Origin of the sequence: Vibrio ruber DSM 16370 (assembly GCF_900163965.1) — a bacterium.
Lineage (GTDB): Bacteria > Pseudomonadota > Gammaproteobacteria > Enterobacterales > Vibrionaceae > Vibrio > Vibrio ruber.
In genome coordinates, this window is sequence record NZ_FULE01000046.1 from 132,759 (window position 1) to 148,561 (window position 15,803).

14 protein-coding genes and 1 riboswitch are annotated in these 15,803 nt (G+C 47.8%); of the genes, 13 read left to right on the forward strand and 1 reads right to left on the reverse strand.

Annotated features, from left to right (window positions below):
- Positions 1-396: 396 nt before the first annotated feature.
- The 10 genes from VR7878_RS16355 to VR7878_RS16400 all read left to right on the forward strand — a co-directional run bounded on the left by VR7878_RS16355 (position 397) and on the right by VR7878_RS16400 (position 11,937).
- Positions 397-738 carry an SdpI family protein gene (locus VR7878_RS16355; protein ID WP_077337112.1) on the forward strand — a complete coding sequence of 114 codons (342 nt, stop codon included), beginning with the start codon at positions 397-399 and terminating at the stop codon, positions 736-738.
- 2 nt (positions 739-740) lie between these two features.
- Positions 741-1,493, forward strand: a complete 753-nt coding sequence (locus tag VR7878_RS16360; RefSeq protein WP_077337113.1) for a hypothetical protein — start codon at positions 741-743, stop codon at positions 1,491-1,493.
- 54 nt (positions 1,494-1,547) lie between these two features.
- Complete coding sequence (locus tag VR7878_RS16365; protein WP_077337114.1) at positions 1,548-2,576, forward strand: radical SAM protein; 1,029 nt, start codon at positions 1,548-1,550, stop codon at positions 2,574-2,576.
- 2 nt (positions 2,577-2,578) lie between these two features.
- Positions 2,579-3,649 carry a methyltransferase gene (locus VR7878_RS16370; protein WP_159440490.1) on the forward strand — a complete coding sequence of 357 codons (1,071 nt, stop codon included), beginning with the start codon at positions 2,579-2,581 and terminating at the stop codon, positions 3,647-3,649.
- A 125-nt stretch (positions 3,650-3,774) separates the two neighbouring features.
- Positions 3,775-5,448: a hypothetical protein gene (locus VR7878_RS16375; RefSeq protein ID WP_139344125.1), complete on the forward strand. Its 1,674-nt coding sequence runs from the start codon at positions 3,775-3,777 to the stop codon at positions 5,446-5,448.
- On the forward strand, positions 5,445-5,972 hold the full coding sequence (locus VR7878_RS16380; protein WP_159440491.1) for a toxin-activating lysine-acyltransferase: 528 nt from the start codon (positions 5,445-5,447) through the stop codon (positions 5,970-5,972). The genes VR7878_RS16375 and VR7878_RS16380 overlap by 4 nt, the downstream gene beginning before the upstream one ends.
- On the forward strand, positions 5,969-7,237 hold the full coding sequence (locus tag VR7878_RS16385; protein ID WP_077337118.1) for an HlyD family secretion protein: 1,269 nt from the start codon (positions 5,969-5,971) through the stop codon (positions 7,235-7,237). The genes VR7878_RS16380 and VR7878_RS16385 overlap by 4 nt, the downstream gene beginning before the upstream one ends.
- Before the next feature lie 6 nt (positions 7,238-7,243).
- Complete coding sequence (locus VR7878_RS16390) at positions 7,244-9,388, forward strand: peptidase domain-containing ABC transporter (RefSeq protein WP_077337119.1); 2,145 nt, start codon at positions 7,244-7,246, stop codon at positions 9,386-9,388.
- A gap of 60 nt (positions 9,389-9,448) precedes the next feature.
- Positions 9,449-11,293, forward strand: a complete 1,845-nt coding sequence (locus VR7878_RS16395; RefSeq protein WP_077337120.1) for an alpha/beta hydrolase family protein — start codon at positions 9,449-9,451, stop codon at positions 11,291-11,293.
- Between the two features lie 35 nt (positions 11,294-11,328).
- Entirely contained in the window at positions 11,329-11,937 is a 609-nt protein-coding gene (locus VR7878_RS16400) for a histidine phosphatase family protein (protein ID WP_077337121.1), read from the forward strand.
- 23 nt (positions 11,938-11,960) lie between these two features.
- On the opposite strand, the gene cobA is transcribed toward VR7878_RS16400, so the two are convergent.
- The gene (gene cobA, locus VR7878_RS16405) at positions 11,961-12,737 is read right to left on the reverse strand and encodes a uroporphyrinogen-III C-methyltransferase (protein WP_077337122.1); all 777 of its coding nucleotides are present in this window, start codon (positions 12,735-12,737) and stop codon (positions 11,961-11,963) included.
- Positions 12,738-13,057: 320 nt separating this feature from the next.
- Positions 13,058-13,218, forward strand: a riboswitch (cobalamin riboswitch).
- 145 nt (positions 13,219-13,363) lie between these two features.
- Here cobA and VR7878_RS16410 point away from each other — a divergent pair.
- Genes VR7878_RS16410 through VR7878_RS16420 form a run of 3 tightly spaced genes read left to right on the forward strand, consistent with a single transcriptional unit; the run spans position 13,364 to position 15,791 of the window.
- The gene (locus VR7878_RS16410) at positions 13,364-14,044 is read left to right on the forward strand and encodes a cobalt-precorrin-8 methylmutase (protein ID WP_077337123.1); all 681 of its coding nucleotides are present in this window, start codon (positions 13,364-13,366) and stop codon (positions 14,042-14,044) included.
- Positions 14,041-15,177 (forward strand): cobalt-precorrin-5B (C(1))-methyltransferase CbiD, encoded by a 1,137-nt coding sequence (gene cbiD / locus VR7878_RS16415; protein ID WP_077337124.1) that lies wholly within the window; start codon positions 14,041-14,043, stop codon positions 15,175-15,177. The genes VR7878_RS16410 and cbiD overlap by 4 nt, the downstream gene beginning before the upstream one ends.
- A complete protein-coding gene (locus VR7878_RS16420; RefSeq protein ID WP_059121927.1) occupies positions 15,174-15,791 on the forward strand; it encodes a cobalt-precorrin-7 (C(5))-methyltransferase in 618 nt (205 codons plus the stop codon). The genes cbiD and VR7878_RS16420 overlap by 4 nt, the downstream gene beginning before the upstream one ends.
- Positions 15,792-15,803: the final 12 nt, after the last annotated feature.

Genomic DNA, 15,803 nt, shown 5'->3' on the forward strand with positions numbered 1-15,803 from the left:
TGCGCCAACCTTTTTGTGAGAACAGTCACCGAATTAGGGATGAGAATTATGTAACTGGATGAAATATTCATCCGAACTATTGGACTGATCACAAATTCATTTTATGAAGATGAGTTGTTTATGATTTTATTTGCGGGGCTAATGCGTAAAATAAATTTATTCTTAAAGTAAATGATACCATTCATAAATGTTTTATGGATGATGTTGTTGTTTAAACATTGGTTTTTTACGCTATTAATTATTATTTAATTGATTGTGGTCAGGTTTGTATAAATTATTTATGTGCTATGGTTGTTTACAATTTATTGTATTATCAATGATATATAAATATTTTGTTAGGCTAAGATCACATTTCTTTATTTTTTAATATATGGTTTTATCGATAGGGCAAATGGAATGAATTCAATGAGCACTTCCTTTTTACTCCTGAGTCTCGGCAGTTTGATATTTTTAATTACAGCGCTTCCTTTAGCTTTTGGTAAGGTAAAACCGAATCGTTTCTATGGTGTCAGAATAAAATTAACATTTAGCAATAAACAACAATGGTATCGGATTAATAAAATATATGGCTGGGCAATGACATTTTCTGTGATTGCCTTTTTTTCGGTCACACACTTAATGAATACATGGCAGGATGCACAATATGAGGTACTGAATCTTATTCTGTTTGTTGCTCAGGTCATGGTACCAACACTCGTTGTTGTTTTTTTTGTATACCGCTCAGGTAAGGAAAAGTAATTATGAGTCAATCTCCTAGTTTTTTGGAAAATGTAAACCACCTGCGAGCTGCATTTGTGCAAAGCTCACTTTCGTTGAAAGAATTTAAAAATGAGCCTGCGGCAATGATTGAGAAGCATAATCTTAATTTTGCGGTGAAAACAGGCGACCAAGAAATACTTTTTTCAGACTATCTCAACCGGATTTCACCGACCGCCAGACAAGTGGTGGTGAACTCTGTTATTGAAGGGTTGCACATGAGCGATCACCATCCTTCGATTGACGGATACGAAGCCAACGATGAGGATGATGGTTGGATTGATGATGTGCATGGTGGTGTCGCTCTTGCGATTGCTGTCGCGAATGCAGTTGCTCTTGCGAATGCACTTGCGAATGCCAATGCGATTGCTAACGCCAATGCGATTGCCAATGTGAATGCAATGGCCAATGTCGGTGGCGGTGGTGGTGGCGGTCCTTTAGCCTCTCCGCGTAGTCACGGTAACGATATGATGCCGGAAATGCGTATTTATCTGGATGATAGCGCTGTGAGTCCTGAGCTCTCTACTTATCTGAGTGAACGGGGGCTGAATATGTATCGACAGGCTGCTTTGATGAAGCACCTCGCGTGGAAACTCTTGTCACAGTCACGTCCTCACGATGTACAAGAGGGGGTACAACATGGTGCTCAGGTTGCATATAAGGATATGAGTATCCACTTAACTATTGCTACCACAGGTGATGCATATCAAATTACTCAGGCAGATATTGTTCATTAACTGATGCTGTTCCTGTTTGTCTGAAGCTTGTATCAAACATAGGTATAGCAATTGATGAGTGATATTAATCAACTGACGATTCTTACAACGAATCGGTGTACGGCCTCTTGTGAACATTGTCTGATGAACTCTTCCCGGCAAAGGCGGGAGAAACTGAGCTTAGCAACCATATGTGACACGGTTGATCAGTTACTGTCGGCTAGTCGTGATTTTGGACAGGTTATTTTTGCCGGTGGTGAGCCGACATTATTGCGCTCAGAGTTATTGGATGCTATTGCGTATTGCCATGTGAAAGGGCTGAAAACTCGCATTGTCACCAACGCGTCTTGGGCGAGTAGCCGGCAAACCGCAGAACAGATGATCGAGTCACTCCGAGAAGCGGGGCTGGCGGAAATTAATTATAGTGTCGATGACTATCATCTGCCTTTTGTGCCGTTCGAACGTGTTGCTAATGCGTGGCGTGCCAGTAAGAACAAAGGCTTTGAAAGTGTGGTGATTGCCAACTGTTACGGACCGCGATCAACGATCACCCATGAATATATCTGTGCTCAATTGGGCGAAGATATTGCAACATTCTGGGATGATAACGGTATGCCGGCCTCGTTGACGAATCCGGCACCGGACGGAACTCGCTATCTGTTGTCGAACGCACATTTGCAACGGCTGGGGCGTGGCGCAGATATTCCGGATACACAAGTGGTTTTCCCCAAGCATCAGGCGAGCCTGAATATCGCTTGTCCCTGGGCAGTGCGCAGTGCTGCACTGTCTGCTCAAGGGCACTTGGTGGCTTGTTGCGGCACGGAAGCTCATGGCCATGAGTTTCTCGATTTTGGTGCAGTCAACGATACCAACGTGGCAGAATTGCTGGAACGCGGTGATCGACAGTTGGTCGTCCGGGCCTTGCGAAAATTTGGCCCTTATTTCCTGATGCAGTTTGTCCGGGAATTTTCGGATGAGACTCTGTTTCATCCAAAAACCCGTTACAGCTCGGTATGTGAGATCTGTGAGAACGTCCTTAAAAATCCACAGGCGAGACATATTATTCATACACATTTGGATCAACTTTTTCCTCTATTTGAATGACTATGCAAAAACTTACCCAATACTTAAGTAACATTGGTTACGCAGATCTATGTAGCTCATTTTTTCCCGGAGCACCTCGTCTGAGTAACTGGCTGAATGTTCGTGACAATATTACGGATCCGGTATTACGACGTTTTTATCGATTGTTATTGATCAATGAAGCGGTGGATGACAGTGATTTTCTGCCTGAAGAAATGGCATGTTTAACACCGTTCATTGCAAAGCAGGTAATTCGTCATGAGCATGGTCAGTTAAAAGCGCAGAATATGTCCCTGTTGGTGGTGATGGGCAACTGGTTGCTTTTTGAAACACCCAATCCGAATCCGAAGGTCTACTATGGTGATGATTCATTCGGTTTGCTAAGTCGGCTGCGTCCTCAAATGAATGGCGCAACACTCGATTTATGTGCCGGCCCGGGGGTTCAGTCGATTTATAGTGCGGCGAAAGCATCCCGTGTTGTATCAGTCGAAATTAATCCGGTTTCTGCTGCAATTGCCGAGATTAACCGGGAATTAAACCAACTGGATCATTGGGATATTCGTGTCGGTGACTTGTATCACGCTTTGCAGCCGGATGAATCTTTTGATCATATTGTTTGTAATCCACCTTTATTGCCATTTCCCGACGATATTGAATACCCTTTTGTCGGCCATGGCGGTCATGATGGCTGGGCGGTCTCATGGCAGGTGTTGGATGGGTTGCCGCATCATTTGAATGATGGCGGACTCGCTCAGATTATCGGGACAACATTAAGTGACGGTATTGAACCTATCATTATGGAGCGTCTGCGCCAGTGGGCTCGAGCCACGCAGATGGATTGCCATTTATCATTAATTGCTCAGCATCCGCTCAAACCGGGGTGTGAATATTTTGACGGGTTGATTTTTTCTGCTGCCGCCATGGGCGCTGCGCATCCGAATCAACTTACCGAACGCTTTGAACAATTTTTAGCTGAGTTTCATGTCTCGATGTTGGTCAGCCATGTACTGTCCGTGCACCCGGGACGCGGTAAAGTGATGGTGACCGATTTCTTCCATGAATCGCGCGGATCATCCGGGCTCTGGTATATCTAGCTGACGCCTGATCGTCCATGCTTATTTTTCTCTACAGATGACTTTGGTCTCAAGACCTACTGTTCAACGATAAGATTATGGTTATGACTGTGACTGAGCTGATTCATCCCTGTTTGGTATCTTTCGTGGCACAGCCACGACCCGAAAGTCAGGTGCTCTATATGGCTCCGGAGTTGGCGCTTTCGGAGGATGCTGCCCGTGAGCGTTTTGCATGGGTGATTGAACCGCAAAAGTCGGATGGGGGTGAAAGCAAGATTTTTTATGCAGAAAGATACGGTGGTATCGGGATGGGATCTCACGGTGGTGGTGCCCGTTGTGGCTATGACGGAGAAAAATTTCAGCTCAAAGGTATCGGCCCGAATCCATTAGTCGGGGTTATTGATGCCGATAGTCTGAAGCAGAGTAACGGCGAGTTGACACTTGCTTCCGCGCTGTATGAAATGGTTTGGAGTCGGATTTTACAGCAGTGTCTGCCTTATGGCGTGAATGCCTGTCTTGCGGTTTTAGCCCTCCCGGATAGCGTCATTTCCGGTCAATCTCGGGCTTTACTGGTGCGAGAATTATTGATCCGTCCCGCTCATTTTGAGCGTGCTGCGGCATTTCGTCACCCCCGGCCGAGTCCGATTGCCGAGCGGTCGCAAGATGTACGGCGGGTTGCCGCGATGTGTAATCATCTTGCGCCAATCTTACAAGCAACATATTCCCTCGATACGGTTAAAGCGGCACAGGTTGTGCCAGCCGGGTTATGTCAGTTTGCCTGCCGACAAGCACACCAGTTAGCGTTTGCTCAGTCGCACTTTCTTTATCACAGTCTCTCTTCATCTAATTTTTCAGTTGATGGTAAATGGCTGGATTTTACGGCTACATCGCCCCTGAATCCGGCTGGTATTTTTTCTGCGCAAGGGATGGATAGTGCTTGGCTGTCACTGTGGGATCAGGACAGTATTATTGTCGATGTTTTATATTCATTGGTGATGCATTATAGCAAATATCAGCATTTATCCGATGCCACAAAGCAACATTGGATTGAGAAGATCATTACAACATTCAAGGATGAGCTTCACCAAGCATCCGCTTTGTATTTACTGCAAATGGCGGGAGTTCCGGCGCCGATAGCGAAAAAAATTGCTGCTGAAGCGGTCAGTATTGATTGGGCACACGCGCTGATTGAGGTGTTAAAAATTCTGCCGGTCTATCTCTGCACAGACGAGCAAGAGCTGATAAGTCTGGTTGATTTGACTTTCAGTGCGACTGCCCGAGCCGACTGGCCAAAATCATTCATTCAGCAGGAAGCAGTGCAACGCTATTTACAGTTCCGGGTGCAAGTGTGGCAACTCATCCTCATGACCGCGCAAGCTCTGGATATTTCAGAGCATCACCTACGAATCGGCATGACACTCAGTGCGATTAAGCGGACACAAAAACCAGACTATTTTTCATACCACGGCATGATGAATGAAATCGAAACCACACTGAAACAGCATGAGGACTATGCCACTGATAGATGGCAACTGCTTACCCATTCGCTCAGACAATGCTGTGATGCCCTTGTCGAGAGCGGTGTTTTTTACATGACGTATGAGGCTGGTCTCGATGTGGTTTGTTGGCAAGAAGACGGTTACCGTTTGATTTATCATATTGAAAATTATGACTTTTCCGTCGAATATGACAAGCGGCGTGTGTCAATCTCACGTTCGCAGTTAAACAAGATGAGCAATTCATATCCGTTTTTGAATTCATGTCTCGACTTTTACCGTCACCACCGTGCGGAGCAATACATGAATGGGGAGGTGGGATGAATTTGACCGGTGTGGTTCGAGAAGGTGATAAGAAAAGATTGATGCTGCTAGGGAGCGTCACCAGTATTCTTTCCCGACATCCGCAGTATGCAAATCGGCCTGTATCGTGGGTACGTCATCGTGTTGAAGATGCGATTGCACATCAGCAACTTGATCTGTTTTATTATCGGGGAATGCCTGTCGGGTATGTCTCTTGGGCCTATTTGTCCGAGGATATTATCGGGCGGATTTTATATAGTGATTATACCCTGCACTGGACTGAGTGGTATGAAGGCGATTACCTATGGATTGTCGATCACTGCATGTTACGTCATTGCGTTGAGGCGGAAATTATTGCGCAGTTTTGTCAGCTATTTGCCGGACATCGCTTTATTTATTGGGCTTCTCAACTGCCCGAATGTGATCTTATTTTCCGGTTGGATATTGCGAGACAGCGTATTTCGTCAATGCCGGCCGTACGGTTTATGGAGACGATTTCACGACATCATCGTGATCGGGATGAAGAGGATGAATCGCTGCGATGAATCGACCGACATTCCGTCAAGAAGCTATTGATGCACAACGAACACCGGTTGCCGGTGACATTATCCTGATCCGCCCTGTTTCCTTTAGTGTGATTACGACGGTGGCTGCGTTGATGATGCTCGCGATTATGTTGTTATTTACGTTTGGCAGTTATTCGCGCAGAACCACCGTAGAAGGTATGGTCGTCCCCGATAAAGGGATTGTGAAAATTTATCCGCAGCAGACCGGTATTGTGATGCGAAAATTAGTGAGGGAAGGGCAACATGTACAGCAGGGCGATGTGTTGTATACCATCTCGACTGAATTACAAAGCGTCAATGGGGATCGCACGCAAGCGGCTATTTTGCACCAGGTGACGCGGCTCAAACAGTCGCTGCAAGAAGAGTCTGAAAAACTACGCCTGCTCCATCAAGATGAAAACAAAATGCTGCAAGATAAGTTGATTAGCCTCAAACAACAGCGTCAGCGTCTAGATTCACAAATGCAAGCGCAGCAACAAAGAGTGGTGCTGGCAAAAGAGAGCGTCAAACGTTATCAGCAATTACTGAATCAAAATTATGTGGCTCACGAGTTGTTACAGAAGTATCAGGTTGATCTGCTTGATCAAAAATTAAAGCTAATGAGTTATCAACGTGAGTTAACCGGCCTTAAGCAGTCAATCAAAGAGGCCGAAAATCAGCGCGACAGCCAGGTACTCCGCCACCAGAATCAACTGTCACAAATAGAAAGAGACATCATTGATGCGAACCGGACATTGATTGAAATCGAGTCACGTCGCGAGCAGGCTTTTACCGCTCCGGTCAGTGGGATTGCCACGGCATTATTGGCAGAACCGGGGCAAAATATCGATACATTGCATCCTATTGCCACCATTATGCCGAGTCATGCCGTCTGGTTGGCTCATCTTTTTGTACCAAGCTCGTCAATTGGGTTTATCAATCAAGGCGATACAGTCTTAATTCGTTATCAGGCTTATCCTTATCAGAAATTCGGCCAGTACCGGGCTAAGGTGGCATCTATCACACGAACATCGTTATCGGCAGAGGAATTGTCGCGGAGCCACCTCTCGACGCTGGTGATGACCGAGCGAGGGGATGAATTTTATCAGGTCACCGCGGCGTTAGATTCGCAAACTATTACAGCTTATGGCCAGTCACAGCCCCTACAAGCGGGTATGGTATTGCAGGCCGATATTATGCAAGACAGCAGAAAACTATATGAATGGATTTTTGACCCGCTTTTCAGCCTGACCGGGAAATGGTAGCAAGATATGGTTTTCTTCGAACGATTATCACTTGGTTTAGGTAAGAAACTTCCCATCATTCTTCAGGTTGAAGCAGCGGAATGTGGCCTTGCTTGTTTGGCGATGATTGCCAGTTATTATGGTTACCATACCGATCTTGCGATGATGCGCTCTCGCTTTCCGGTATCGCTGAAAGGTACTGATTTGCGCCGGATTATGCACATCGCTCACAGTCTGCAGCTCGGTACGCGTGCCTTACGGATTGATTGCGCGAAAATCCCTCAAGTCCGCAAGCCTTGTATTTTGCACTGGAACTTCAACCATTTTGTGGTGCTCAAGGAAATGAATCGTAAATATGCAGTGATTTACGACCCAGCCAGCGGTATTCAGAAAGTTTCTCATGAGAAATTCTCACAATGTTATACCGGTGTGGCGCTGGAATTGTGGCCGACTCAAAGTTTTGAAACGCGGCGACCCAGCGCGCGGATTCGTTTGAGAGCGTTGATTGGACCAATGACAGGGTTGGCCAGGTCGCTCAGCCAGATTGTGATTCTGGCGTTGGTTCTGGAGATTTTTGCACTTATCCAACCGCTGTTTTTACAATGGGTGATTGATGAAGTGATTGTCAGTGCTGATCGAGATTTACTGACGGTGCTGGTGATTAGTTTCGGCTTGCTTTTGGTTATGCAACAGACGATTAGTGCAGTTCGCAGTTGGGCCATGATGTATTTCAGTACATCAATCAGTGTGCAGTGGCGAGCCAATGTTTTTTCTCATCTGTTAAGTTTACCGATTAAATATTTTGAGCGACGTCATCTCGGCGATGTAATTTCACGTTTTGGTGCTGTAGAAATTATTCAGAAAACCCTGACTACCTCATTTTTGAGTGCCGTGGTTGATGGCTTGGTTACGGTCATTACGCTTGCGATGATGTTCTTATATAGCTGGAAGCTCAGTTTTGTCGCGTTAATCACGATGACATTGTACGGTCTGCTCAGAGCGATTTGGTTTCAGCCGTTGCAGCGAGCTACGGAAGAAGAGATTATTCAGGGAGCCCGGCAACAGAGTTTCTTTTTAGAAACTGTCCGGGGGCTCAAAACCATTAAACTGTTCAATCGACAAAGTGATCGCCGGGAAGGGTGGTTGTCCCTGTTCATCGGCCAAATCAATGCTGGTTTACATATGCAGAAAATGCAACTGCTGTATCAACAGCTGAATGGGATCTTATTCGGGATTGAAGGGTTAGTGATTATCTGGTTGGGTGCATCAATGGTGATTGATAATGTGTTTACTGTCGGGGGACTGATAGCATTCAATGCCTATAAAATGCACTTTGACGGGCGAGTCAGCGGGTTGATTGATAAATATTTTGAAGTCAGGATGTTGCGGCTTCAGGGTGAACGTCTGGCCGATATCGTACTTGCTGAGCCCGAACAACACGAAGATGTACCCTATTTACTGCGGGAAAATGATCAGGTTGCAGCCGATATCCGGTTTGAAAATATTAGTTTCAAGTATGCTGAAGGGGAGCCGATGGTACTTGATGGTGTCACATTGGATATTCAGGCTGGCGAGTCTGTTGCAATTGTCGGTGCATCGGGGTGTGGGAAAACGACACTGGTTCATATACTGTTGGGGGTGTTAACACCTGAGCAGGGACGTATTTGTATCGGTGGTATTGAGCTCGGGCAACTGGGGCATGAGCAGGCGCGGAACTTGATGGGCAGTGTCCTTCAGGATGATGTCTTATTTGCGGGCTCCATTGCTGACAATATCTGCTTTTTTGATACCACTCCCGATTTGGAACGGATTACAGAATGTGCCCGAATGGCAGCAGTACATGAGGATATTACGGCCATGCCGATGGGATACAATACGCTGGTTGGTGATATGGGAACGGTGCTTTCCGGTGGCCAGAAACAGCGGGTCTTACTGGCAAGAGCGTTATATAAACAGCCGATTATTCTGGTATTAGATGAAGCAACCAGCCATCTGGATATTCAACGGGAACAGGAAGTGAACGCTGCGGTTGATCAATTACAGATGACCCGGCTGATTGTCGCCCATCGACCCGAAACGATCGCTTCTGCCTCACGAGTGGTGACCCTCGCCCAAGGCAAAGTGATCAGTGATTCGGATAATCAGCTGGTTGCTGAAGTGATGTGCAACTGAAAACTTGCTCACAGAAATGCCGTTGAGGGGGGTGAGCCAGAGATAAGAAAGGAGGCTGCGATGAAAGCAACGGTTTCATCTTGGGACAGTGCAACAACATTTTTTTGCACACCACTTGAAACAATGTTCAGACTGTCACCCAACGGACAGTGGCTGTCTTATCTGCATACCGATCCTGACCGGCACCATATTGGTCTCAGTCGTATTGATGAGCATTTGAACCTCGAACCGCAATACGATTATCCACTGAGAGATGATGAGTATGTCTTAGATGTGGTCTGGAAAACGGACGAGATATTGATTGTCACGACGATGGTATGTGGTGCGCAGCACAAACAACTCCATATGATCGACATCACTGCAAATCGGTTTACGGATTTATCCGGTGAATTGGCCATTTGTGAACTGGCCTGTATGTTACCCGCCCGGCCTGATGAAATCCTGACTTATGATGAAGATGAGCAAGGTTTAAGAGTCGTCTCCCATCTTAATCTTCGTACGCAGGAGCGAGTTACCTTACTGATCTGCCAGCCGGATGATACACAGCTGTTTTTTGATTGGGCCGGCCAGTTAAGACTGGTTCTGTCTGCGTCTGATTCGGGTTATCAAATCAAGAAGCCGATTCCACAGGAAGGACGGTTTGAGGTGGTCGGTATCTGCCCGTATGATGCGTCGTTTACTCCGATCTTTACCGATGTCGATCCTGACCATGATTTTTTCGCCCTCACCAATATTGAGCGGGACTCGCTCTCTCTGGCTCGGGTCAATATTGCTCAGGCCATGACCATACACTGGATTGAAACCGATGCAGACAAAGATATGACCGGAATTACGGGGGTTGATCCGAATGGTGATATTGAAGGGGTGGTCTTTGCGACGACACCGCAGCAGTATCATTTTTTTAATGCGGATACAGATAGGCTTTATCAGCGAATTAAAGCACGGATCGGGCTGCCGTTGTGTACTATGCTGGCGAAATCGGCAGACGGAGAGCGATTTGTATTTGCGGGGGCATCGGATGTACAACCCGAAATTAGCTATCTTTATGATGCTACAGTCGATCTGTTGGTGGTGCTCGGTAGTGCTTTTCCTCAACTGGATCCGACGACGCTCGCTACCACTCAATTTTATACAGTCCCAAGTTTTGATGGATTACGCATCGAGTGTTACCTGACTATTCCTGAGGTGCAAACACCGCGACCTCTTATCCTTTTCCCTCACGCTGGGCCGTGGGGGCATGACCGTTGGGGATTTAATGCGATTGTGCAGTATTTTTGTGCGGCCGGTTTTGCGGTATTACAGATGAACTTTCGGGGCTCGACCGGGTCGGGTCGTCAGTTTATTCAGGCCAGTATCGGGCACTGGGAAGATGATGTTCAGACTGATATTGAAATTGCATTGAAACATGCCTTACAACACGACGCGATTGACTCCCAGCATATTCATGGATTTGGTATCAGCTTCGGTGGCTATTCGGTGTTGATGCAGCTGATTCGTCACGCGATACCGTTTACTAATGCTGTCATTATCAATGCGCCGTCAGACATGGCATACCTGCTGGAGAATATGCCGAAAGACTGGCAGCCGATTCAAGAAGCGTTCTATCACTTGGTTCATGATCCCAGAATACCGACAGGCCAACAAGCGTTACAACAGGCCTCGCCTTTGCATCATTGTCATCGTATTCATTGTCCGTTGATGATTGTCCACAGCCGGCAGGATCGGATTGTACCGGTTGGTCAAAGTGAAACGCTTGCGGCAACCATGCAGGCGCAAAACCAGTCAGTAACGCTGCATGTGATCGATGATGAAGGACATGAGATTCTAAAACCACAGTCTCTTCGCCGAGTGATGCAGCAATCGCTAGATTTTTTACTTCAGCCTCTGCTCATCCAAAATAGTTGAGCCCTAAAAAGACCCCGGATATCAAAGGAAACCAGATGATTCACTTATATTTGCTGCGACACGGGAAAACCGAAGGCAAGCCGGCACTGAACGGGCATACGGATGTCCGTGTCGATGAAGTGACCCAACAAACTATGGCGCGTGCTTTACTGACCCATTATCAGTTTCAGGCCATCTATACCTCGCCTTTAACCCGTTGCCGCTACCTGGCGGAACAATTAACTGCATTGAATCCGGCCCTGAATTTAACGGTAGATGAACGGTTTAAAGAGCAGAATTTCGGTCGGTTTGACGGGGTGCCGTTTGATGCATTGAAAGACGAATGGGAGACCCTAGAACATTTCTGGGCGGATCCGGCGCATATGCCTCTGCCGGATGCTGAGCCATTGGCTCACGGTGTAGCACGAGTGACCGAAGCGTGGGAAGCCCTGATTGAACAGTGCCAGCATGATACCCTGATCATTGCCCATGGCGGGCCGATTCGCTACATACTGGCGCATGTACTCGGGTTAGACTGGCGCAACCCGCAGTGGTATACCGGACTGGCGATTCCGAACCAGAGTGTTACGCATCTCACTCTCAACCGCTATCAGGGGCAGTCTTATCTGACCGTTAACAGTATTGCATCTCCGCTAACGGTTTGACGGTCAGGATGTTCTCATCACGATTATGCTACGAACTCCGCTAACTCACTGATATGGCGACAAGTGGCCTGAAACGAAAGCGTGGTATGTTTTGCCGCAACACCGCCAATCACAATCAATGCGGGAGATTTGATCTGAGCTTCTTCTGCACGCTGGGCAATATTAGCAACAGTGCCGGTGACAACTTGCTGATTGTCCCGGCTGGCATAACGAACCACCGCCGCCGGGGTACTGACCGGCTTACCGCCATCCATCAGTTGTTGACAGATATGTTTGATTTGGCTCATGCCCATAAGAATCACCAGCGTCCCGCCCAGTCTGGAAAATTGTGACCAGTCGAGCGGGTCTTTACCCTGTTTCAAATGGCCGGTGACCACATGAAAAGAAGACGCACAATCACGATGTGTGACCGGAATTCCTGCACAGGCGAGTCCGCCAATCGCTGAACTGATACCGGGAATCACTTCAAATTCAATATCGAATGCTGCCAGAGCTTCGGCTTCTTCGCCGCCGCGGCCGAAAACATAAGGATCGCCACCTTTCAAACGAACCACATTGTGCCCCTGCAACGCAAGCTGGATCAGGCAGTCATTGATATCATCCTGAGGAATGGGATGATAATTAGGTAATTTGCCGACATTGACCATTTTGCAGTGGGATGGTGCTTCCTGCAAAATCTCATCACTGACCAGACGGTCATAGACGATCACTTCGGCCTGACGAATGCAGTAAAGTGCTTTCACTGTCAGTAACGTCGGATCGCCCGGCCCGGCGCCTACCAACCATACTTTGCCTTTCATCGTTTTACCTCATTTTGATTTATTGGTCGGAGTGACCGTTACGCTTATTGAACTTTTCGTTTATTGAACACTGCCCGTCAGAAAAGATCGTTGATCCAGACGGGGGTTTATATGCATAGACGAATATTTTTCGGGCAGGCGATGTATCGCTGAACAATCCATATCGCTGTGACTATATGACGATAAATTGATGATTATCAATGCAATCTGAAAACATTGTGTCAGTGTGTTCATACGAATAAACATCATTGCTTTGATGATAATCCGATATCCAGCCTCCCAAAGTATGGCCTGTCAATGTTCGGCAAGAACGACTTGCAACATATTGAGGCAATTTGGATACGGATCGGAAGTGAGGTGCAACTCCTCCACAGCCCCCGTTGCTGTAATGCTGACGACCTGATTAAACCACTGTGCAAACGGGAAGGGATCAGGAAGGTTGAAGCTAAGTCAGAAGACGAGTCAAAGCAATTCCGTAACTCCTTCGGTGGGAAGCGAGTAGGGTACAGCCGTCAAATCGTCGATTTGGGGGCGGTTGCTTTATACCCGCAATTCACCAGTAGAACAGAACTTGGTTAAACCGGTCTTGGTTGAACCTTTCTCAGTTAAACAGTGATTGGTGGTCTATGAAAGCAAACCCAAACCGATGCCAGACAACAAGTCAGCAACCGCAATCCTTTATTCAACAGCCGCAGCAAATTGAATCGACCAGTTTTGAGATCATTGATCAGATCATTGAGACCGATTTTCCGACCTATCGTTTCCATCATCCGCTTGAGAAAAAAATCATTACCCGGGCGATTCACACGACCGCCGACTTTGACTGGCTGGAAATTTTAAAATTCTCACCCACGATTCTGGCTGAGTTACCGGCCCGGATTGCGGCCGGATGTGTGTTTTATACCGACACCACCATGGTGCTGGCCGGTATGAATAAATCTCTGTTACGTCAGTTTGGCTGCGAGGTGCGTTGTTATATTGCCGACCCGGATGTGGCAGCGACGGCCAAGGCACAAGGCAAAACCCGTTCGATGGTGGCGGTTGAGAAGGCGTTGGCTGAAAGCGAAAATGCGGTGTTTGTCTTCGGCAACGCCCCGACGGCACTGTTTCAATTACTGCAAAGTGCCGGAGCAAACCGGCCTGTCACTATCGGGGTTCCGGTTGGATTTGTCGGTGCGGCTGAATCGAAACAAGCTCTGTATGACAGCGATTTCCCTTTTATTACCGCTCTCGGGCGCAAAGGCGGCAGTAACGTTGCTGCCGCGATTGTCAATGCGGTGTTGTATGACATGCAGGAGGCGCGATGACTGAACCTGCGCTTCAGGATCTTATCTGGCACCGGGGAAAAGCTTATCGCAAAGGCTATACCACCGGCTCGTGTGCGACCGCGGCAGCGAAAGTGGCGGCCTTGATGCTGCTGCGTCAGCAACTTATCCATCAAGTCTCTATCGTGACGCCTTCCGGCGTCCCCTTGAACCTGAGTGTTGAAGAAGCATCTGTGGCCGAGTCTGAGGCGGTTGCTGCGATTCGCAAAGATGGCGGGGATGATGTCGATGCCACCCACGGGATGTTGATTTTCGCCCGGGTGACCCGCAATCCCGGAACATCCATTGAGATTATCGGCGGGGTGGGGGTCGGTACCGTAACACGGCAAGGGGTTGGCTTGCCGGTCGGTGCTGCGGCAATCAATAAAACCCCGCGGCATACCATTGAGCAGGCCGTCCGTGAGGTCATCGGGCCCAATCAAGGCGTGACGGTCGAGATTTTCGCACCGGAAGGCATTGAGCGAGCCAGGCAAACCTACAATGCCAGGCTCGGGATTGAAAACGGCATTTCGATTATTGGCACCTCCGGTATTGTGACCCCAATGTCTGAAGAGAGCTGGAAACGTTCGTTAGCCATTGAGTTGGAACAGAAAAAAGCCCAAGGCCACCGTCGGGTTATTTTGGTGCCGGGCAATCATGGCGAACGGTTCGTGCGTCAACAGCTGCATCTGAATCACGAGATGGTCGTGACTATGAGTAATTTTGTCGGCTACATGTTGCAAGAGGCGAATCGTCTTGAATTTGAACAAGTCTTACTGGTCGGGCATATCGGCAAACTGATTAAGATTGCCGCCGGGGTTTTTCATACCCATTCGCATATTGCCGATGCACGGCTGGAAACACTGGTCACCCATTTAGCCTTGCTGGGGGCACCGAATGCCTTGTTGCAACAGGTTTATGCCTGCCTGACTACCGAAGAAGCGCTGGCATTGATTGAACAGCATGGCTATCAGGCGGTTTATACCGCGCTGGCGCAGCGGATCTGCACGCGGGTCGCAGACATGCTGCGCTATGCCACTCGTCCGTTCAGGTGTGATGTGGTGCTGTTTTCTTATGACAATCAGGTCTTAGGTGCTCATCGTCCGATTGACGAGATTGTGGAGGATTACCAATGATTTATGTAGTCGGCACCGGACCCGGCCGGGATGACATGATGACGGTCGCCGCACGTCAGTTGATTGACCGTGCCGAGGTGTTGGTCGGCTGGCCGAGATTATTGCGTCTGTTTCCTGATTTTCAGGGGGAACGGATTGCGATGTCGGGCTGTATCGACGTCATCATGCAATCTCTGGCTCAGCTCGCATCGCGTCAGGTGGTGGTGCTTGCATCGGGTGATCCGATGTTATTTGGGATCGGTAAACGTATCTGTCAGCATTTTCCGCCCGATGAGCGGCAAGTCATACCCGGGATCAGTTCGATTCAGATGCTGTTTACTGAAATCGGCATGGATATGAACGATCTGTATATCACCAGCAGTCATGGCCAGTCACCGGATTTCGATTTTCTGTTTGCACACGACAAGGTTGCGTTAGTGACCGACCAATATCTCGGGCCGTATCGAATCGCACAGCAAGCGCTGGTTCGTCAACTGAAACGGACATTTATTATCGGTGAGAATCTGGGCTATGCCGACCAACGGATTTCGATGCTACAGGCAGAGCAGGTGCAGCGTTCATATGACATGAATGTTGTCATTGTCCTAAATGAATGCTCTGAACGAATGTACTGAACGAAAGAGGGA

Coding starts and splice junctions, on each gene's coding strand:
- VR7878_RS16390 (WP_077337119.1), top strand. CDS start 7,244: ATGGTTTTCTTCGAACGATTATCACTTGGTTTAGGTAAGAAACTTCCC.
- VR7878_RS16380 (WP_159440491.1), top strand. CDS start 5,445: ATGAATTTGACCGGTGTGGTTCGAGAAGGTGATAAGAAAAGATTGATG.
- VR7878_RS16365 (WP_077337114.1), top strand. CDS start 1,548: ATGAGTGATATTAATCAACTGACGATTCTTACAACGAATCGGTGTACG.
- cobA (WP_077337122.1), bottom strand. CDS start 12,737: ATGAAAGGCAAAGTATGGTTGGTAGGCGCCGGGCCGGGCGATCCGACG.
- cbiD (WP_077337124.1), top strand. CDS start 14,041: ATGACTGAACCTGCGCTTCAGGATCTTATCTGGCACCGGGGAAAAGCT.
- VR7878_RS16370 (WP_159440490.1), top strand. CDS start 2,579: ATGCAAAAACTTACCCAATACTTAAGTAACATTGGTTACGCAGATCTA.
- VR7878_RS16420 (WP_059121927.1), top strand. CDS start 15,174: ATGATTTATGTAGTCGGCACCGGACCCGGCCGGGATGACATGATGACG.
- VR7878_RS16400 (WP_077337121.1), top strand. CDS start 11,329: ATGATTCACTTATATTTGCTGCGACACGGGAAAACCGAAGGCAAGCCG.
- VR7878_RS16355 (WP_077337112.1), top strand. CDS start 397: ATGAATTCAATGAGCACTTCCTTTTTACTCCTGAGTCTCGGCAGTTTG.
- VR7878_RS16410 (WP_077337123.1), top strand. CDS start 13,364: ATGAAAGCAAACCCAAACCGATGCCAGACAACAAGTCAGCAACCGCAA.
- VR7878_RS16395 (WP_077337120.1), top strand. CDS start 9,449: ATGAAAGCAACGGTTTCATCTTGGGACAGTGCAACAACATTTTTTTGC.
- VR7878_RS16385 (WP_077337118.1), top strand. CDS start 5,969: ATGAATCGACCGACATTCCGTCAAGAAGCTATTGATGCACAACGAACA.
- VR7878_RS16360 (WP_077337113.1), top strand. CDS start 741: ATGAGTCAATCTCCTAGTTTTTTGGAAAATGTAAACCACCTGCGAGCT.